The sequence below is a fragment of the Parapedobacter sp. SGR-10 genome (assembly GCF_011030405.1).
GTDB lineage: Bacteria > Bacteroidota > Bacteroidia > Sphingobacteriales > Sphingobacteriaceae > Sphingobacterium.
The window spans coordinates 20674-40404 of the sequence record NZ_JAAJTJ010000005.1 but is presented as its reverse complement, the minus strand read 5'-3'; the positions used below and the strand labels follow the sequence as shown (position 1 = coordinate 40404).

Annotated in this window: 23 protein-coding genes and 1 tRNA gene; 6 read left to right on the top strand and 18 right to left on the bottom strand. The window is 42.9% G+C overall.

The annotated features are described in order from the left end of the window. Positions 1–241: 241 nt before the first annotated feature. The 9 genes from G5B00_RS05960 to pyrE all read right to left on the bottom strand — a co-directional run bounded on the left by G5B00_RS05960 (position 242) and on the right by pyrE (position 7410). Positions 242–685, bottom strand: coding sequence for a type II toxin-antitoxin system HigA family antitoxin (locus tag G5B00_RS05960; protein ID WP_163872359.1), 444 nt, complete (start codon positions 683–685; stop codon positions 242–244). A 149-nt stretch (positions 686–834) separates the two neighbouring features. Next, a complete protein-coding gene (gene istB, locus G5B00_RS05955) occupies positions 835–1554 on the bottom strand; it encodes an IS21-like element helper ATPase IstB (RefSeq protein ID WP_163872358.1) in 720 nt (239 codons plus the stop codon). Positions 1555–1579: 25 nt separating this feature from the next. Next, positions 1580–2953, bottom strand: coding sequence for an IS21 family transposase (gene istA / locus G5B00_RS05950; RefSeq protein ID WP_163872357.1), 1374 nt, complete (start codon positions 2951–2953; stop codon positions 1580–1582). Continuing rightward, on the bottom strand, positions 2920–3549 hold the full coding sequence (locus G5B00_RS05945; RefSeq protein ID WP_163872356.1) for a fibronectin type III domain-containing protein: 630 nt from the start codon (positions 3547–3549) through the stop codon (positions 2920–2922). Before G5B00_RS05945 ends, istA begins: the two co-directional genes overlap by 34 nt. Before the next feature lie 906 nt (positions 3550–4455). Beyond that, positions 4456–5454, bottom strand: a complete 999-nt coding sequence (gene obgE / locus G5B00_RS05940) for a GTPase ObgE (RefSeq protein ID WP_163872355.1) — start codon at positions 5452–5454, stop codon at positions 4456–4458. Between the two features lie 66 nt (positions 5455–5520). Further along, positions 5521–6096 carry an adenylate kinase gene (locus G5B00_RS05935; RefSeq protein WP_163872354.1) on the bottom strand — a complete coding sequence of 192 codons (576 nt, stop codon included), beginning with the start codon at positions 6094–6096 and terminating at the stop codon, positions 5521–5523. 76 nt (positions 6097–6172) lie between these two features. Then, positions 6173–6246: transfer RNA gene (locus G5B00_RS05930), tRNA-Arg, on the bottom strand. Positions 6247–6339: 93 nt separating this feature from the next. Further along, complete coding sequence (locus tag G5B00_RS05925) at positions 6340–6750, bottom strand: SRPBCC family protein (protein WP_163872353.1); 411 nt, start codon at positions 6748–6750, stop codon at positions 6340–6342. A gap of 12 nt (positions 6751–6762) precedes the next feature. Further along, on the bottom strand, positions 6763–7410 hold the full coding sequence (gene pyrE, locus G5B00_RS05920; protein ID WP_163872352.1) for an orotate phosphoribosyltransferase: 648 nt from the start codon (positions 7408–7410) through the stop codon (positions 6763–6765). 22 nt (positions 7411–7432) lie between these two features. On the opposite strand from pyrE, the gene G5B00_RS05915 reads away from it, so the two are divergent. After that, the gene (locus G5B00_RS05915) at positions 7433–8011 is read left to right on the top strand and encodes an NUDIX hydrolase (RefSeq protein ID WP_240894404.1); all 579 of its coding nucleotides are present in this window, start codon (positions 7433–7435) and stop codon (positions 8009–8011) included. A gap of 77 nt (positions 8012–8088) precedes the next feature. Next, a complete protein-coding gene (locus G5B00_RS05910; protein ID WP_163872350.1) occupies positions 8089–8643 on the top strand; it encodes an NADPH-dependent FMN reductase in 555 nt (184 codons plus the stop codon). Here G5B00_RS05910 and G5B00_RS05905 read toward each other — a convergent pair. After that, positions 8640–9749 (bottom strand): DUF3810 domain-containing protein, encoded by a 1110-nt coding sequence (locus tag G5B00_RS05905; protein WP_163872349.1) that lies wholly within the window; start codon positions 9747–9749, stop codon positions 8640–8642. The genes G5B00_RS05910 and G5B00_RS05905 overlap by 4 nt on opposite strands. Further along, positions 9739–10794, bottom strand: a complete 1056-nt coding sequence (locus G5B00_RS05900; protein WP_163872348.1) for a nucleoid-associated protein — start codon at positions 10792–10794, stop codon at positions 9739–9741. Before G5B00_RS05900 ends, G5B00_RS05905 begins: the two co-directional genes overlap by 11 nt. A 188-nt stretch (positions 10795–10982) precedes the next feature. On the opposite strand from G5B00_RS05900, the gene G5B00_RS05895 reads away from it, so the two are divergent. Further along, positions 10983–11360, top strand: a complete 378-nt coding sequence (locus G5B00_RS05895; RefSeq protein WP_163872347.1) for a GxxExxY protein — start codon at positions 10983–10985, stop codon at positions 11358–11360. Positions 11361–11462: 102 nt separating this feature from the next. Here G5B00_RS05895 and G5B00_RS05890 read toward each other — a convergent pair whose 3' ends face one another. Then, the gene (locus G5B00_RS05890; protein ID WP_240894403.1) at positions 11463–12365 is read right to left on the bottom strand and encodes a histone deacetylase; all 903 of its coding nucleotides are present in this window, start codon (positions 12363–12365) and stop codon (positions 11463–11465) included. A 425-nt stretch (positions 12366–12790) separates the two neighbouring features. Between G5B00_RS05890 and G5B00_RS05885 the strand changes: the two genes are divergently transcribed. Both G5B00_RS05885 and G5B00_RS05880 read left to right on the top strand, forming a co-directional pair. Further along, entirely contained in the window at positions 12791–13447 is a 657-nt protein-coding gene (locus G5B00_RS05885) for a YceH family protein (protein ID WP_163872346.1), read from the top strand. A gap of 11 nt (positions 13448–13458) precedes the next feature. Further along, positions 13459–14466, top strand: coding sequence for a WD40/YVTN/BNR-like repeat-containing protein (locus G5B00_RS05880; RefSeq protein ID WP_163872345.1), 1008 nt, complete (start codon positions 13459–13461; stop codon positions 14464–14466). A gap of 36 nt (positions 14467–14502) precedes the next feature. Here G5B00_RS05880 and G5B00_RS05875 read toward each other — a convergent pair whose 3' ends face one another. The 6 genes from G5B00_RS05875 to G5B00_RS05850 form a co-directional block, all read right to left on the bottom strand. Next, positions 14503–14952 carry a 3-oxoacyl-ACP synthase gene (locus G5B00_RS05875; RefSeq protein ID WP_163872344.1) on the bottom strand — a complete coding sequence of 150 codons (450 nt, stop codon included), beginning with the start codon at positions 14950–14952 and terminating at the stop codon, positions 14503–14505. 114 nt (positions 14953–15066) lie between these two features. Continuing rightward, positions 15067–15594 (bottom strand): ferritin, encoded by a 528-nt coding sequence (locus G5B00_RS05870; RefSeq protein WP_163872343.1) that lies wholly within the window; start codon positions 15592–15594, stop codon positions 15067–15069. Positions 15595–15816: 222 nt separating this feature from the next. Further along, entirely contained in the window at positions 15817–16182 is a 366-nt protein-coding gene (locus G5B00_RS05865) for a DUF6686 family protein (RefSeq protein WP_163872342.1), read from the bottom strand. Positions 16183–16333: 151 nt separating this feature from the next. After that, positions 16334–16678 (bottom strand): ribosome hibernation-promoting factor, HPF/YfiA family, encoded by a 345-nt coding sequence (gene hpf / locus G5B00_RS05860; RefSeq protein WP_163872341.1) that lies wholly within the window; start codon positions 16676–16678, stop codon positions 16334–16336. A gap of 13 nt (positions 16679–16691) precedes the next feature. After that, positions 16692–17555 carry a tyrosine-type recombinase/integrase gene (locus G5B00_RS05855; RefSeq protein WP_240894402.1) on the bottom strand — a complete coding sequence of 288 codons (864 nt, stop codon included), beginning with the start codon at positions 17553–17555 and terminating at the stop codon, positions 16692–16694. Positions 17556–18030: 475 nt separating this feature from the next. After that, positions 18031–18753 (bottom strand): class I SAM-dependent methyltransferase, encoded by a 723-nt coding sequence (locus G5B00_RS05850; protein ID WP_240894401.1) that lies wholly within the window; start codon positions 18751–18753, stop codon positions 18031–18033. 112 nt (positions 18754–18865) lie between these two features. On the opposite strand from G5B00_RS05850, the gene G5B00_RS05845 reads away from it, so the two are divergent. After that, positions 18866–19699, top strand: a complete 834-nt coding sequence (locus tag G5B00_RS05845; protein ID WP_163872339.1) for an MBL fold metallo-hydrolase — start codon at positions 18866–18868, stop codon at positions 19697–19699. Positions 19700–19731: the final 32 nt, after the last annotated feature.

Below are 19731 nucleotides of genomic sequence, written 5' to 3'. Positions count from 1 at the left end.
ACTGATATTTACAACAACGTATCATAAATCAAAATTCTGTAAATCAATAGATTACAAAGAAAATTAGAACTAAAAAATCCAAGCCATATTTGCTTGGATTTTTTGGCTTTATGCCATTTTTCAGTATCCTATAAAACGCTTTTTTGCCTGATTCTCTTTTATGTTTTGTTACAAAAAAGAAATGTGGAAAACTTTTAAAAGCAAATTCTCAAAACAAGATGACTTAAAGAAATTACGGACATCAACAAAATGTCGGTTGAATTTCCTTGGGAAAATTCATTACACCGGCATTTCTGAAGTATTTATTCTCTGGTACATGGAGTTTGTACGGCCGGTTGAATGCTTCTTGAGAAATAGCAAAACGATTAGCCAGCTTACGGATTACCTCTTTAGAAAGTCCCTTTTTATAATTTAGAATATCAGAAATACACCCTTTACTGACTTCCAGAGAAATAGCCAGATCCTTGGATTTTAATCCATGATCTTTCATAAGTGACTTCAACAATTCAATTGGGTCCATTTCATTAAAATTGCTGTTCAAAGCATCATAATGTTCTATCAATAATGTTAATAATTCTACCTCTTCTGTATCTACAGAATCCCCATCCAACAATGCTTCCAACTTTTTGCAATAGGAATCGTATTGCACCTTATCTTTTATGACGCTATATTGTAAAGTAGCCATGTTCTATTTTTTAATAGTTATTCACTGTATATTGTAAACCCTTCGCACATAACTTATCGTATGCTGTATATTCCGTTGATATGCACCCAGGGTTTCCGGGCATATGCACCCAGTTTTAGTGCTGTGCTTTTTTGTTTAGCATGACAAAGTTACCGTTTTTTACGTAAGCTTTCTCCCTTTATAGTAAACCTGTGTGCCGTATGTACAATTCTGTCGAGTATGGCATCGGCGATTGTCTGCTCAGGGAAGATATCGAACCATGCGGCTACGGGTAACTGGCTCACTATAATGGTTGATTTTCGGGCATGCCGGTCCTCAATTATTTCCATGATATCATTCTGTTGCTGACCGTCCAGCGTAGTTAGCCCGAAGTCATCGAGAATGAGTAGATCCGCTTTAGCGATCTTTTCCAATCTTTTTATCAGTACCCCTTCCAGTCTGGCAATTTTTAATGCGGGCAGTAGTTTTTGGGTGTTATAGTACATCACAGAATACCCCTGTCGGCACGCCTGATGCCCCAGGGCTGTTGCGAGCATGGATTTACCCACGCCCGTAGCACCTGTGATCAGGATCGATTCTCCGTTTTTGATATAGTTGCCAACGGCGAGCGCACTGAGCATGCCCGGGTCAATGCCGCGCTGCGCTGTGGCATCGATCTGCTCAAGGGCAGCGGTGTAGCGGAAGTTTGCGTTTTTCAGCAATCTGCTATAGCGGTTGTTCCATCTGACGTCGCTTTCGGCCTGTATCAGCATCTGTAGGCCATCGACCAGTGACAGCTCATGTATTTTTCGGGTCTCATAAAGTGCCTGGAGGCATCCGGCCATGCCCGATAGCCGTAAGGCCTGTAGCTTTGATTTTTGTTCTTCCATTTTTTTAGTTGATTTATTGATGTAATTAATTGTAATAGTCCTTGCCCCGGATGTTTTCGTGCATCGGCAGCAATGTTGTCTGTCCGGCTACCTGTTGCGCCTTGGCAAGGGCACATTGCCGTATGATGCCGCTTAACCGTTTGTAGCTCAGCAGGTCATTGCTGTACGCAATTTCACAGGCCTCCTCAAAGACATCCGGCTGGGTCTTGCGCTGCAGGCTGAGCAGCCCATCGCAGGTCCTGAAAGCCAGTTCAGGCGTCTTTTCCATCTCGAAGATCCGCTTGATCAACCGGGTGAGGCCAGTGGACCGCTGGGCGGCCATGCCGATGTAATAATCGGGACTTCGCCTCATTTGGTGCCCGTTGTTGGAGGCAAAGTGCTCCAACTTCGTAGTGTATCCCGAGCCCTTTTCGCGTGGATGGGCGGCGATCTGCTTGCCTTCGCAGTAGATGCTGACCAATGTCCGCGTATAGATGACCTGTGTTTTTTTGCCGATATATTGGGAGGGTACCGAATAGTGCCTGTTATCCTGTCCCAGCAGCACACAGTTGTTGGAGGCGACGACCAGCTCTGCGTAATACCGTTTTTCAAAGAGGGCCGGCGGCAGCGCTTTGAGCAAATGCTTTTCATCCGCCAGAAAGCGTTCCTGACGGCTGACGGGTTCACGCTGCATACGCGTCTGGTTATGTTCCCTGACCTTGTCCATGATGGCTGCATTGAGATCGGTGATCGAGAAGAACAATTGATTGCGCAGTTTGGCAAACACGCGCTGATAAACCAGCTTTACCGTGTTCTCCACGCTTGGTTTGTCTTTAGGCTTCCTCGGCCTTGCGGGCAGTACCACCAGACCATAATGTTCTGCAAAGTCTTCCATCACCTTGTTCAGTACAGGCTCATACCTGTCTGATTTGATAACGGCCGCCTTTAGATTGTCCGGGACAAGGACCTGGGGAACGCCACCAAGGTGTTCAAGACACTTGCCCAGCGCATACAGAAAGTCATCGGTCCCTTGGGTCGGGACAGCAAGAGCGTAAGAATAATTGGAGTACGGCAATACGGCAACGAATACCTGGACCTTGACAAGTTCGCCGCTGTCCCTGTCGATATATCCCGGTGTGTCGCCTACAAAGTCAACCTGGAGACGGTGTGCCGGGTCATGCGTAAAGACAGCGCCGCCCTTGCGGGCAACTGACAATTGGTTCAGGTGGTGGCAAAACTGGGAATAGCCGTATCCACCGGGATGCGCCCCCCGGTATTCCTCCCAGAGCAGTTTACGGGTGACGTACTTGCGACCCAGTTCCTTTTCCAGGTAAGGTATAAGCGGTTTGAGGTCATCAAACTTCTCCTGGAGATAAGCGGGGGAGATCACCTCACCAAAAATCGGATAGGATTCGTCCATCGGCTGTGGCCATGCTTATTTCTAGCTCTTACTCGAAAATAGATATATTGCCCGGGCGTAAAACCGGGCATATATGACCGAAATGATTTCGTATTGACATGGATCTCACCCCAAATTGGCTCTCCGGAATCATTCACTCCCATAGCAAAGCAATACTCATAAAACATATCCCTCCCTACCGGTTTAAAGCCAAACCCTACTTCGCCGCTCCTGCGTCCATCGCACAGATACGGATCGGCAGGTGTATCAGGCGACTGTCCCTTACGCTTTCCTGTCAATACCGGAAAACCTGAGCTCAGCAGTTGTGCCAAATCCCCGTCACAAACCATATTGACATAGAAAGCAAGATTTTGCAACAGATCAGACAATCTGCGCTTGCTCTCCCGCTTATAAGCAGCTGATAAGCGGCTTTTGTTTTTCGCTTCGATTACTTTCTCGAAATAGTCGGTATAGGCTTCTTTCACTTCGGCGAGAGATGGGATGGGATCAACAAATAATGAAGAATTTTCCATTCGATCCAGAATATGAGCTGCCGTAACAACGAGCTTTTCATCAGCGTACCGATAGAAATTTGCTTTGGCCCGGATGTACTTCATATCGTAAGGTGATTTTTGGAAGTTTATCAATTAGTTTATATCACAATGACTGAGGGATTGGCCCCCTATGAATGCATTTAAAGATAAGATTTTTTCGAGAAATTCCTATAGCCTTTTCATATTTTCCCTGTTTTCAACCTATACAGTCTAGCTGTAAGAAGTACATTGTGACCAAGCTTGCAGAACTTGCTCAAAAAGTGACGTTGCTTTTATCTAGACGTACATGACTTGTCCTCAAACTGCTCTTACCTGTATTCAGGCTCATGGAACTTGTTTAGGAAGAGTGCTTACGTAGACCTGGACTCAAACAACTTGTTTAAGAACAGCGCTTAATTATACCCAAACCTGGATAACTTGTTTAAGAACTGTTCTTACTTATAGCCAAACTCAAACAACTTGTAGGAGAATCGCGCAAACAGATTAGGGAACTGTTCATACATGAAAGTAGATATAGTTTACTTGTCACTCTTGCTACGTAACATGCGCTAAAAGAAACAGTTATTTAACAAAAAAACATATACGTTTCTTTTAAAGATATTTGCAATACAATAGAGTCGACAGTTCTTCAAAGGGAAGTATCTTAAGATCCTGTTGAACAACACTGTTTCTTTGTAGAATCTGAGGTTGTTTTTAAATAAGTAGGCAAAGTTTGTCAAAAAAGCAAAGAAGATACTGATAAATCACCATAACGACCCCAAAAAGATCCGTTCATCTGTTGCAAACGTCATTGAGATCGTCAGCCAGAATACCGCGTTTGATATAAATTACAATCGTTTTCTTGCAAAGTAGGATGAGTCTGTATCCATGTTACGTAGCAATATTAGGTGTTTTTTTACTCCATTTTCTCAACAAAAAAGCCTGTCTATCAATTGACGGACAGGCTTTTTCTTATATTCTCTATAACTCCTATTCATTAATCGCTTTCCACAACATATCCTTCAATTGGGTAATATTCTTACCAGCAACGGAAGAGATAAAAATCGAAGGAATGCCGGCAGGGAGCTGGGCTCTCATTTCTTCTTCCAGTTCCTCGTCCAGCATGTCGGATTTGGTCACAGCCAGCAGGCGTGGTTTATCCAACAATTCCGAATTATACGTGGCCAGTTCATTCAACAGGATATTGTACTCCTCCTCTATTGTCCTATCCGTATCTGCCGGCACCATAAAAAGCAAGACCGAATTGCGCTCAATATGACGCAGGAAACGAATACCCAAGCCTTTGCCTTGTGAAGCTCCTTCGATGATACCAGGGATATCGGCCATGACAAAGGACTTGTTGTCCCGATAGGCTACGATCCCTAGATTGGGCACTAATGTCGTAAACGGATAGTTGGCAATCTCGGGCTTGGCTGCCGACACAACGGATAATAAGGTAGATTTGCCCGCATTCGGAAAACCGACCAATCCTACATCGGCCAATACTTTGAGTTCAAGGATGATCCACTCTTCCTTACCGGGCATACCGGGCTGTGCAAAACGGGGTGTCTGCTGCGTAGGCGATTTAAAATGCCAATTGCCCAAGCCTCCTCTTCCTCCGGGTGTAAGTACTTTTGTCTCGCCGTCTTCGGTAATCTCAAACAGCACCTCCCCTGTTTCGGCATCCTTGGCCACCGTACCAAGCGGTACTTCCAGGATCTCGTCTTTCCCATTGGCACCGGAGCGCAAGGCCGAACCACCGGGTTGGCCGGCTTCAGCAATGATATGCTTGCGGTACTTTAAATGGAGCAAAGTCCAATGCTGTGAGGAACCTTTGAGGATAATATGCCCTCCACGGCCACCATCGCCACCATCGGGCCCACCTTTTGCCGTAAACTTGTCCCGGTGCAAATGTGCAGATCCTGCTCCACCATGTCCTGAGCGGCAACACACCTTTACATAATCGACAAAATTGGAACCTTGAGCCATTGTTAGACGTTAGATATTAGACGTTAGATATTAGATGCTATCTAACGTCTTAAATTCACTAAAAAATTAAGCGTTATAGCCATCTATGACAGCAGACAGTTCGTTAAAAATAGTGTCGATATCGCCAATACCGTTGACTTTGGTCAATTTGCCTTGTGCTTCGTAGTATGGCAATACGTGGATGGTCTTACCGAAATACTCTTCGATACGTTTCTTCAGCTTGTCCGCTGCATCATCTGCACGTCCGGAAATCTGCTGACGCTTGGCGATACGTTCCGTCAGTTCTTCTTCGGTCACATCCAAAGCAATCACTCCACTGATAGCGGTACCATTGTCTTCCAGAAACTGATCCAAGGCCTCTGCCTGCGCCACCGTACGTGGAAAACCATCGAAGATAAACCCTTTGGCTTGGGGATTTTTCTTGATTTCTTCTTCCAGCATCGCGATGGTGATGGAATCGGGGACCAGATTACCTTCGGCAATGATCTGGCTGACCTGCTGTCCTAAAGCGGTCTGATCCTTGATATGCGCACGGAAGATATCTCCTGTAGAGATATGTACCAGTTGGTATTTTGCGATAAGTTTTTCAGACTGAGTCCCTTTTCCAGCCCCTGGAGGGCCGAATAAAACTAGGTTTAGCATAATGTTGATTTTTTATTATAGTAAAAAATAAAAGCCTAATCCCGATGAATAGAATTAGGCTTCTCAATTAACCAAGTGCGCTCCAAGGGAGTCGAACCCCTAACCTTCTGATCCGTAGTCAGATGCTCTATCCAATTAAGCTAGGAGCGCAAATACCATCACTTCACAGGTGTAGCCCTTTCTGTTTTGGTGTTGCAAAGATAGGGAAATAATGTTTTTGTGCAAATTTTTTTTCAAAGAATATCAGAAGCTAGAGCCCGTAATGATGTCTTTCAGCTTGTCTACCTGGTAATCTACCAATTTCTGCAAAGGTCCCGACGCCATCATTCTCATCATCATATTGAATTCGGCTTCAATGGCAAAGGTCGCCTTGGTCTCCTGCTCAGAAAGCTCTTCCAGTTTCCAGCTCAGTTTCATGGCAAAAGGGACTTCTTCGGAAGGAAGGCATACGATCTCACGGTTTTCTATCCGTTGGGAGACCTTCAATGCCAACTTGATCATATTCTTAATGGTAAAACGGGCTTCATCAGCCGTAGAGGACCAATCCTGAATATTATCGGGCATCAATTGCTCGTGATTGTTCAAGTCAGCCAAGAAGGCATACACCTTATCGATAGGTTTTGCAATCTCTGTGCTGTTCTGAATTACCGTCATTTTTGAAATATTTTAGGCTTCCGAAGACCAGGTCGATGGATTTTTCCGCCACTGCTCCAACATCTCCACATCACTTTCCAGAATATAACCTTTTTCCAGAGCAACTTTGATCAACGCATTATAGTCGCACAAGCTAAACAAGGCACATTTTGCTTCGGCAAAATTCTGGGTCGCTTCATCAAAACCATAGGTAAAGATAGACACCAAGCCTACCACATTGCAACCTGCCTCACGTAATGCCTTGACGGCTTGTAACGAGCTCTTGCCTGTAGAAACCAAATCTTCAACGACGACAACACGCTGTCCGCTGACAATTTCGCCTTCGATCTGATTTTGTCTACCATGGTCTTTGGCACTGCTGCGTACATAGGAAAAAGGCAAACCCAAATCCTGGGCAACCAGTACGCCTTGTGGAATCCCTGCCGTAGCTACTCCCGAGATCATTTCTACAGAACCAAACTCGTCCTGTATCAATTCTGAAAGCTTTTGGCGGATGTACGTACGTATAGGAGGATGTGATAATGCGATGCGGTTGTCGCAGTAAATAGGAGATTTCCAACCCGAAGCCCATGTAAAAGGATTTTTAGGTTGCAATTTTATTGCTTTAATTTGCAATAAGGATTCAGCAATTTTTTGTTCAACCTCATTTAGATTATTCATGGCGCAAATTTATAAAATTTATATGAACCAAAGTCTGCTTATTTTAGCAGATTTTGTCCCCCTTGTCAACAAAAAGCTACAAACAATTGGAATACAAGACATTGATCTGGAAAAACTTTTCAATAACTCCACAAAGGATTCTACCAAGGTTTATCTATTTATCCACCCCGAAATAAATAAAATTTTCAAGAATATACTTTCATCCGTACCATCGATAAAAGCTGCAGGAGGACTGGTCAAAAATGGCAGTGGAGAATATCTCTTCATCCATCGCCTGGGCAAATGGGACCTCCCTAAAGGCAAGGTAGAGGAAGACGAAAAAATGCGGGAAGCTGCCTTGCGAGAGGTTGAGGAAGAATGTGGCATCAAAGTCGATTACCTCGGCAAAAAGATCGCCACCACATATCACACCTACTATATGCGCGGCAAATTCGTGCTCAAGCAAACACAATGGTATGAGATGGGCGTCAACAAACAGCCACGCCTCATTCCGCAGCAGGAAGAAGACATTACGGAAGCCATTTGGTTGGACGCAAAGGACTTGAAGAAAATCAAGGAAAATACATACCCTTTGATCGAAGAAATTTTGGAAAATATATAGTACCATACACCTCCAAAACCAAACAGCCTGGAGACTGTTTATATACTATATATAAATGTATTTAATATTTTTCAATCATGAGCAAAAAAATAGGTCTTATTGTAGGCAGTCTTCGCAAAGAGTCTTTTAACAGAAAGGTGGCGAATATCCTGATAAAAATGACATCGGAGGCAAGCAAGCATAGTTACAATATACTTGAAATAGGACACCTTCCTTTTTACAATCAGGATTTTGATGAGGAAGGTTCACCGAAGAGTATAGCGGATTTTAGGCAAGAAGTAGACAGCTACGATGCTTTTATATTTTTTACCCCCGAATACAATCGCTCTATTCCGGCTGTACTCAAGAATGCATTGGATGTCGCTTCCAGACCCTACGGACAAAGTAAATGGAACGGCAAACCTGCCGCTATCGTATCTGTATCCATAGGAGCAATAGGTGGGTTTGGTGCCAATCATCACCTGCGACAATGCTTTACTTTTCTCAATATGCCTGCTTTGCAGCAACCTGAGATGTATATTGGTAATATCACCAAATTGCTGGATGAAGAGAGAGGATTTAAGGAACAACAGACAATAGATCTGTTTCAGTCATTTATCAAGGCTTTTGAACAATGGATTGAAAAGGTTTAGTCCACTTGGGTAGTTAAGTTTCCCTGCTGTTTTTCCCATGCCACGACAAGCCTGGCCATCATGCTATAACGCTCCATCCCTTCAGGCTGGTTGTTATGCATCAAGTATTGGTCGTAAAAAAGATTGGACAATCTGTTTATCCAACTACTATATTGCCGCCAAAAAGCCCGTTCCTCCTCCAGGTCCTGTCGGACCTTGGGGGACAGCATATGTCTATATTTTTCATATCTCTGCTTATCGACAGTATACAACGGATATATAAGATACTGTGTAGCTTCGTAATAAGCCGAATACCTATACCAAGCATTCGGATGATCCATCAGCTTGCGAAAGGCAATAAAATTACATTCATCCTCAAAACCGACACCCATCTGATGCGCAAGTTCATGCACATTCACAAAGGGATAAGATACCAGAGGAATACGTTGGTTGACGTGGGCTTCCAAAGTAAAAGGATTGAAGTAACCCGACACCGAAAAGTAGGAAATAATTGTACTGGATAAAGGAGATTTTCCATGTATTTGGCTATGGCACAACATATCCTTAAACACCGTATCCTGCCTCATCCATTCCTGCAGATCTTTGCCAACTCCTCTCCTTTCTCGGCCATTCAAGGCTAAACTATCCCTCAGATCGTTTGTAATACCTATATATTTTTCAATCACTTGTGCATAGTCTTCTATAGAGATACTTTTTACATCAAGACCGATTTGATCGGCTAGCGGAACCCGAAAATAGTTCAATCCCCAATTGACATAGAAAAAGGTATAGAGAAAGGTGATCAACGCAACAAGCTGTATCGTCCTGCAAACAGCATCCTGCCATTTCTTCCGAAATAAAGCGCTTATTCCCCTGTACAAAAGCACGACAAACAGCACGACAACCATACCATACATCAAGTCCCCCACACTAAAGGGAAGCCAGGAAAAAAGAATAATGGACAAAAAGGAAAATTTGGGATAGAAACCTCGGGAATAATACTGCTCAACCCAATGTGGATTGCTTTGCACTATACCGATAAAAAATTGGAGCAATAGGCATATGACAATTACCCCCAGATAGAATCTGTTTTTACCCTTTGCTACCCTGCCCCAATCAACTTTCATTTTCGTAGTACAACTTATAGTAGTTCATCCCCTTGTCTTCGTCAAATCCATGCTCCAGGTATTCTCGCTTTCCGTGTACATATACATGAAAATTCTTGTCCAGCTTGATGACACTTTTATAGTTGGACTGCATCTTCTTGACAGCAGGAGCCGCAATGGCAAAATTGCTTTGAAATGGTTGGTCAAATTCTTCGGAAAAAGATTCCTTATAGTCGTTGAACAAGCTTGCCGCCTGCGGATTGCCAATGACTTCTTCCTCAAATTCAGCACTGTCAAACGTTTCTTTGGACTTGAAATAGTTCATGGAGCGATTCAGCAGGTCGATCTTGTCAGCCGTTTGCAGTTCAAACACTTCGTCCAGCTTTTCGTTGACAAAGTTCTTGTACACCTTCATGATATTCCCGGTCTGCTGGTACTCGTCGTTCCGGTATTTGAGCTGCAAAAAGCTATCCTTCCAATACACGGCTTCAGAGGAGTTTGTCTGGTCTACGACCAATACCTTATAGCCTTCTTCTTGCTCATCATTCACGATGACGACACCCTTGTCCAGTTTGTTGATATTGATAGCCTCCTGTTCGTAGTTGAGCTGAAAACCTCCTTGATTCGGGTAGACTTTGAGATAAGCTTCTTTATTTTCGGATTTGAAGATACCGACAGCTTCTCTATCCTCTCCTTCCATCTGCACGTTTTTCAAACGGACAATATACAGTTCGCCCGACTTTATCTTGGGATGTTCCGAGATCTCGTACAGGTGCCTCGCAATTTCCTGGCTATAGGCGTGGAATTCGATTTCCTTGTCAAATAGTTTCTTGGTAAAGTGGTACACCTCGTTGAGCTGAAGCTCTTCGTTGGGATGAAAGAAGCGGTACACTTCCTTCACTTTGGCAAAGGGTTTCATAAAATACTGCATCAGCAGGTCGGGAAGTACTTCGTCTCCCTGTAGGGATACAGGTTCTTCAGATAGTATATAAAATTCCTCGTTGGCCTTATTGCCTACGTGATGGATAGATAAGTGTTCTAAAACGGCATCTTGATGAAAAAACATGGCTCAAAGTAAAAATTAAAAAGTCATAAATCAAAGAGTATATCCTTATTTTTCCCGCGGATCTTAACAAATATCTTTATGCTGATATCGCAGACATTTCAATTCATAAAATCTGCAGGCTCAAATCTGCCTACATCTGCGAGAAACAAAACTATTTTTGTATCTTGGGTGAACAAAAATCACCAATTATGAATGAAAATGAAATTTCGTATGAAATACGTGGTTCTATTTTCGACGTATATAACCATCTTGGGCCAGGACTATTAGAATCAGCTTACGAAGCTGCCTTAGGGTATGAACTTAGCAAGAAAGGATTATCGTATGCAACACAAGTGGGCTTACCAATGGTCTACGATACGTTACGGTTACAAATAGGATACAGAATAGACATACTAGTCGAAAAGAAAGTTATCATTGAAATAAAATCAGTCGAAAATCTTTTAGATGTACATCATAAGCAGGTCATTACCTACTTAAAACTATCTGGACTAAAATTAGGTTTATTAGTTAATTTTAATTGTGATGATATTTCAAAATCTATTTTCAGGAAGGTAAATGGATTATAATTTATCTCCCGCTGATACACGCAGATATCCTTACGCAGAGTGCGCTGATTTCTATGTTCTGCGATTATCCGTGGATCAAAATCTGCGCACATCTGCGGGAAATCAAAAAAACAAATCAATCGCGGCACGATAAGTCTCCACATGCGCATTGACAATATCCCGGATATGAGGTGAATATCCCCCTCCCATGCTGATCTGCACAGGTATATTTCGGTCACGGCATAATTGCAAAACCAATCTGTCCCGTTGCCTACACCCCGCTGCTGATACTTTCAGCTTCCCTAGCTTATCCGTGTCCAAAATATCCACTCCGGCTTGATAAAACACAAAGTCTGGTTTTACAGCAGAAAACAACTCAACAAGGTTCTTTTCCAAGATTTCCAGATATACCTCGTCCCCTATACCATCATCCAATCCCACATCCACATGCGACTGTGCCTTGACGAATGGAAAATTCTTTTCCCCATGCATCGAAAAGGTTACAATATCACGATGTTTTTCAAAAATATCGGCTGTACCATTGCCTTGATGTACATCCAGATCCACGATCAAAATACGCTTTGCCATATCCTGATAGTGGAGATAAGCTGCGGCAACAGCCTGATCATTCATCAAACAAAACCCCTCTCCAAAATCCCGACCTGCATGATGTGTACCTCCCGCCGTATTGAGCGACACTCCATATTCTATAGCATACAAAGCAGACTTGATCGTACCATCCACAATGTAACGTTCCCTATCGACCAAACCCTGCGACAACGGAAAACCGATACGCCTAACCATTCGGGCATCCAATGTCAGATCAAACAACTGCCTAACATAACCGGAGTCATGTGCCAGACAGGCAGTCTCAACATCCACTAGCTGAGGCACAAAGAAATTAGCCTCCGTAACCAATCCCTGATAAAGCAACTGTTGCGGTATAAGTTCATACTTCAACATCGGAAAACGATGACCTGCCGGCAAAGGATGTATATAACTGTTATGGTGTGCTATTTTTAACAATTTCAATCAATTTTGTTAGGTACGAAAATACGGGGTGCACGACAGATTTCCGTTATATCTCCAATATGCGTTTTATTGTCATTCTGAGTGCCAACGAAGAATCTATACAGCATGCTTTTTCAGATCGTTATTCATCTTTTGTCTGTTTTTAATGGCATTCATGATTACTTCGTAATTCGGTAACCCTCAGGATGACAAACGGATTTTTGTCATGTACAAAAGTACGAAGAACTAAATTATTATTATCTTAGTGGCAATCAAAATTCGTACTATCCGTAGTGTTGAGCGAAGCGGTCACTACGGATCAATAATAAGATGGAGTCTGAGACTCCTATCCATTTTTCAAAGTTCGTAGAGACCCTACGGAACTCTACGAACAGTAAGACGGTATTTTCAACATCAACACAAAAGATAAAACAATCTAAATGGAAGAAACAAAATCATTACCCCAACTCAGCTCCGAAGAAATCCGCGTGTTAGGTTCTTTATTGGAAAAGTCAAGGACAACACCAGAATATTATCCTATGACCATCAATGCCCTGCAAGCAGCATGTAATCAAAAAACTTCCCGAAAACCCGTGGTATCCTACGATGAGAATACCATCATATCCACATTGGATTCGTTGAAAAAAAAGGGCTTGGTATCGACCGTAGTGGGTGGTGGTAGCCGGGTGACCAAATACAAACACAATCTCGCTATACAATATCCTTTGGTTCCGGCCGAACTGGCGGCACTTTGCCTGCTCTTCTTGCGCGGTCCACTGACCGCCGGAGAGATCAATTCCAATTCCGGTAGGCTATACGAGTTCGAAACACTAGACGAGGTACAGGAGCTGTTGAACAAACTGTCGGAGGACGAGCCGGCATATGTCAAACTCCTGCCCAAACGTCCGGGCCAGAAAGAAGCCCGTTATATACATCTTTTTGGAGAATTCAACGAAGAAGAATACGAAACCTCCTATCCTTCAACAACAGCTAACCCTAATCAAATTCAGGCTTTGGAAGAACGTGTGGCCACGCTTGAAGAGCAGTTGGCAACATTACGGGAAGAGTTTGACAGGCTATTGGCGGAGCTCACCTAAAACCAACACAAATGAGATATTTTTTCTTTTTGATCATTGCCCTTGTAACTGTTTTCCAAGCAGGAGCACAATCTTTTATTCCTCTCGTGGAAGGTATCAAATCCGGTTTTCGGGGATTGGCGACACATGGTAAACAAACCATCTGGGTCAGTGGTAGCAACGGAACGATTGGCTACTCCACAAATCAAGGGAAAGATTGGAATTGGGTCAATCCCAAAGGGTACGAAACTTTTGACTTTAGGGATATCGAGGTTTTTTCGGCCAAGGAAGCCGTAGTCATGAGCTCAGGTACACCCACAGTCATTCTAAGGACGACAGATGCCGGACGTACGTGGAAGGAAGTCTTTCGTGATGACAGACCTGCTATTTTCCTCAATGCGATTGCTTTTGAGGGTAAGAAAGGATATGCATTGGGAGATCCCATAGACGGACTGTTCCAACTTTTCACGACGACCGACAAAGGCAAGACATGGCAAGACATCAGCCAGGATATGGTACTTTTTGCCGATCAAAGCGAAATTGCATTTGCTGCTTCCGGGTCTTCCATTCAACTGCTCAAAGATATCTTGTACATCGGCACAGGGGGCAAATATTCGAGCATATTCGCCTACAACCCCAAAGCTTTGCGTGTAGACAAGTACGATTGCCCAATATGGTCAGGGCAGGCATCGACGGGGGTATTTGCCATAGATTTTTGGGACAAGAACTATGGAATAGCGGTCGGCGGCAACTATATGGATGATAAGGAAAGCCCCAATAATGTACTGATCACTCGTGACGGTGGTCTATCTTGGATCAAGCCTCAAACGGGTGTGCACGGTTATCGATCGGATGTAGTGTTCCTAACCAAAGATCGTGTGCTCGCTACGGGAACATCGGGGACGGATTTTTCGCAAGACGGTGGCATGAACTGGAAAAACATCTCTTATCTGAGCTTCAATACCCTGGCCAAGACTAAGGATGGAAAAAGTATCTATGCTGCCGGATCAGAAGGAAAAGTATACAAAATAGTTTTGTAGATTTTGGTCTTTCGATGATAAAGCGAAAGACCAAATCTATCCTATATTTACCACATTATGCGTTTTGCCGTTGAAACTGAATGTATCGCCTAATGATAGGCCAACCAATAGCTTGCCAATAGGAGATTGTGGAGAAACGCAAAAAACCTCCTCTTCATCTATTTTTACATGACCGATACTGATTGCCATAAAATAATACCCTGAGTCGGTTTGCACCAAACTACCTAAGCTCACAGCATGGCTTTTCTGTTTGGATGAGGTTAGTTTATCCAACGTATTCATATCTTGCCCTGCGATCGCCAATTGTTGTTGGTATCGGTTCAAGTCTTGCTGAATCATTTCGCGGCTCGTTTCGTACTTATCGCCTGCACTGCTTTTGGTTTCTTCCTGCAAAGCAGATGTAGCGTCTCCGATAGCAGTTTGAATCTCTTGTATCCGTTTGTTGACAAGATCCCTGCAATATTCCAATATTAATTCTTTATCCATGATTGTGGGTCGGTTCTATATCAACGTAATAAGCGCCTGTATGAGTATACTAGGCGCTTATCGCTAAATTGTCTTAACAGCAATCCCCTAGGGGGCAATGTGTCACATCAATGACTATTCTCCGTCAAAAGTTACTTTGACCAAATGTCTGTCAATCTCCCATTTTCCAGTACCTTCTTCACCGATCACATCAAATAACTCAAGTATCCTTCTGGCCACATATTCTTCTTCTACCTGTTCTTCCAGGAACCATTGTAAGAAGTTGAATGTCACAAAATCCTTTACCTTCATACATTTGTCCGCAATATTGTTGAACTGCTCAGTCACGAACATCTCCTGCTCCAAAGTCTGCTCGAAAACACCTCTGAACGATTCGAAATCCACCGGAATATTTGTTATTTCCGGAGAAATGGCACGTCCACCTCTATTGCTGATGTAATGGAAAATTTTCAGCATATGCTCCCGCTCTTCGTCAGACTGCTTAGCGAAAAAATTTGCCGCATTGTCCAATCCTTGATCATCGCACCAAGCGGACATGGCCAGGTATAGCGATGAGGAATGTGCCTCGACTTTGATTTGAGCATTCAATATATTTTCTATCTCTTCGGACAAGGATGATTTTAATTTCAATAGATCTTTCATATCAATCGTTTTTTATTTGTCTTGTTTTTAAACACAACAATAATTTCCCATTATTGTTTGATACAAAGATAAAGCCAATGAAAGGGATATAACGAAGAAAAGTACAATACGAATTCAGTCTAAATTAGCCACCTAAACAGCTAACTTATTTGGAATCAGTATAATTTCAGACAGAAGATGAAGACAGGAATATAAATAACTTTGGGCTTGGCTCAATCAAAATCAGAAAGCAGCAAAGACAGCCCCCCGCTGTAGGATAGCTTTTACTTCACCTTTCAATTCCAGAACGAACTTTGCTCCGGACAAGAGCTCACGCAGATTGAGAATATCCTCTACGGTCAATAGGAAACAACGCTCTGTCCGAAAAGGCATGACGATCTCAAAGTCCGAAGAGCGGGACGAATCGCACAGCATCTTCTCGATATCGATAGCGTCGATCCTTTTCTTGAAATGGATAAAATCACTGACCTTGAATGCCGTCGTTGTATGTTGGAATTCCAACCAATAGCAATTCTTTCTACTGCACTGATACACTGCTCCAAAATCGGTCTTGAATACTTCCTCTACGTGTGCTAACGGACAAACCATCTTTCCAAATCAACTACTTATTGTTCCTACTTTTTATAATAAAGCCGAGCAAAAATAACTTTTGTTAAGAATTAATCCAAATAAAAAAGCGACTATTTTACTAGTCGCTTCATTTTTTTAAATATTTTATCAGTTATGAAAGTGAAGAGCTTTAAAACTCGCTTTCCTCTTCTGTCAACAACTCTTTGTGGTTGCTGACATTCGTTCTGTTTTTGGTTTTATGTTTGTTGATCTGTCTTCTCAATGATTCTACGGCAATATCTGTGGCTTCTTCAAAGGTTTTGGCCTGCGCTTTGGCAAAAAGCTGGTTGCCCGGAATATTTAACTTCAATTCCACCACTTTGTTTGCCTCGTCTTCCACGTTTTCCAATCTCAAATAACACACTCCTTCGATGATATTATCCAGATATTGCTCCAATTTGCTGGATTTGCGCTTAATGAAGTCTATCAGTTTCTGATCTGCATCGAATTTAATGGATTGCACGGTAATGTTCATTTTTCCTCCTTTTTTAAGCTTTTGGATGAGCTTGTTTGTAAATTGATTTTAAACGTTCTGCTGAGTTGTGCGTGTACACTTGGGTCGAGGCCAATCCAGCGTGGCCCAATAGTTCTTTGATCGCATTCAGATCCGCTCCGTTGTCCAAGAGGCTAGTCGCAAAACTGTGCCTTAAAACATGTGGGCTTCGCTTCTTCTGTGATGTTATCATCGACAGATACTTTTGGACTATCCTATAGATCAACTTGGGATATGCTTGCTTTCCTTCTTTAGTAACGACCAAACAGTCGGAAATGTTTGCTAAATTTTTCTGTTTTTTCTGTGTTATATATTTTTTTAGTTCATCGATTAAGGTTGTGTGCATCGGAACAAATCTCTCCTTGCTCCTCTTTCCGAATATACGGATTTTTTTATTAAAAAAATCAATGTCATACTCTTTTATTTTCAGCAATTCCGAAAGACGTATACCTGTACCGAACAGCAGTTCCATAACAATAAAATCCCGATAGTTTTCGAAATCATCGTCCGTTTTTTCCCATGATTCCAACAGGTGGTTCAACTTATCTTTTTCCACAACTGTAGGCAGTTTTTTCGGTGTCTTCAAGACCTGTACTAAGCGCATAGGATCACTTTTCACCAGGTTTTCACGAAGCAGAAATTTATAATAGGACCGCAATGCAGAAATAGCACGATTGATAGTGACGGCTTCCTTACCCTCTTCTTTCATTGTAGCAAGGTAGTAGCGAACCAATTTATGATCAATCTCTTCAAAAGGCACCGATTCCCGTTCTACAAACGCGATAAAACGGTTTATCTCCATCTCATACGCCGTAATAGTATGTAGAGAACAACGCTTTTCGTGCGTCAGATATGTCATAAACCGGCTTTTGTACATCCTTGCTTAAATTCTCCTTTAAGTTAGGACATAAATATGGAATTCTATAATAGTTTGCCGTAAAAGATTGTTAAAGTTTGTGAAATAGCTGGCGTAAGGATAAACGAAGTGATTCTTGTGACATAAATGGGCAGCTAAGGTGTATCTGTCTACCGCAGGCAGGCACACAAATATTAGTAAGCTATATAGGTAGCACGTATACATATCCCCCTTTGGAGGGGGGCGCGAAGGGAATAGCGTTGGGCAGGGGGAGGAAAAAGCTACAAAAACAATTGATAAATAACGTCTTGTATATAAATCCTCCCCCTACCCCCTCGGAGAGGGGGACAGTGATTAACAACGGCATCATGAAAACAAGTAGAGTGCAAGTAACAATAATATTAAAAGATGCTACCGGACAGACAGGCTTGCGCCAGGCGAAAAAATAACGCTCGGTCTCGCCCTCCGTAATAAAACCTTACTTGAACCCTACAAAACTGGCAAAACACAAATTCTTATGCAAGACGTCCACATGTTGGAATCCTGTCTTTTTCAATAAATCTAACTGATACATCAGACTTCGTGGCGAATCTTCCTTTTCTATATAGGCAAACACATGATCCCGGTAAGCTTCGTCTTTTAAGGATGTCAGATACTGGCCATACCGCTTAGTATAGATTAAATCCTGCAAAGCGGCCGTATCCTGTTCGATCAGGTCAAAGATCCAAATACTTCCACCCGGTTTCAGCAGGCTGTAAAGTTTCGCAAAAGCCGTCCGCCAATCGTCATTATCCCGCAAATGGTGCAGTACCGCTGTGGCGATGATCACATCAAAAGACTGTTCGGGAAAGTCTACACGACGGAAATCACCTTGAAAAATACGGGTATTACCTCCACTATTGACAGCTTCTACCCGCTCCTTTGCCTTGTCCAACATCGGTCTGCTCAGATCGACCAGTGTAATATCCAGCGGCTTGACATACTCCAACAATTTGACATCGTAATTGCCTGCTCCACAACCGATATCCAGTACCGAAGATCCTTTAGGATAAATGGTGGCAATACTTTCCGCAATCAATTGCATATTGAACGAAGCATCCAATGTAGTCACCTGCCCTGTCTCCAGATTGGAAAAACGTGCGACATCGTTATTAAACCGTTCCTCAATTTCCTTTAGTGTCGATTTCTCCTGCATCATCATCTAGATTAACTGATCCAAAGATAATTAAATCTATCGTACTCTCATTGCCTAAACCATCTACATCCCTCATTCCAATATTATTTCCTAAGTTTGAAACAAAAAACAAACTTCCATGAAATTATATACCATAGACACCGGATATTTCAAGCTCGATGGCGGAGCAATGTTTGGCGTGGTGCCCAAATCCCTGTGGCAACGCACCAACCCAGCCGATGCCAACAACCTCTGTACCTGGACCAACCGGTTACTGCTGATCGAAGACGGCAAAAGACTGACCTTGGTAGACACAGCCATAGGCGACAAGCAGGATGATAAATTTTTCAGCCACTATTATCTACACGGAGATGATACACTAGACAAATCTCTGGCAAAATACGGTTTCCATCGGGACGATATCACGGACGTGTTTTTGACCCATCTGCATTTTGACCATTGCGGCGGTGCCATCAAACGGGAAGGTGAAAAACTAATCCCTGCTTTTAAAAACGCAAGATTTTGGTCCAACGAGAAACATTGGAATTGGGCCACAGCTCCCAATCCCCGCGAAAAGGCCTCTTTTCTCAAAGAAAACATCCTCCCTATACAGGAAAGCGGACAACTGAACTTCCTCGAAGAAGGGCAAAACTATGCCGACAACATCGCCATTCGCTATGCCTATGGGCATACCGAAGCCATGATGCTCCCGCAGATACGGTACAAAGACAAAACCATCCTCTATATGGCCGATCTGTTGCCTTCAGTCGGGCACATTCCTATCCCCTATGTCATGGGCTACGATGTACGCCCTTTGGTCACCATGGACGAAAGGCAATCCTACTGGGAAGAGATCGTGGACAAAGAGTATATACTGATGTTTGAGCACGATCCCGTGAACGAATGCTGTACGCTCCAACGTACCGAAAAAGGTATTCGGGTAAAAGATATCTTCAAATTGAGTGAGGTATAGGCTGATTTTTTTAGTTCCAAACTTGGAACCAA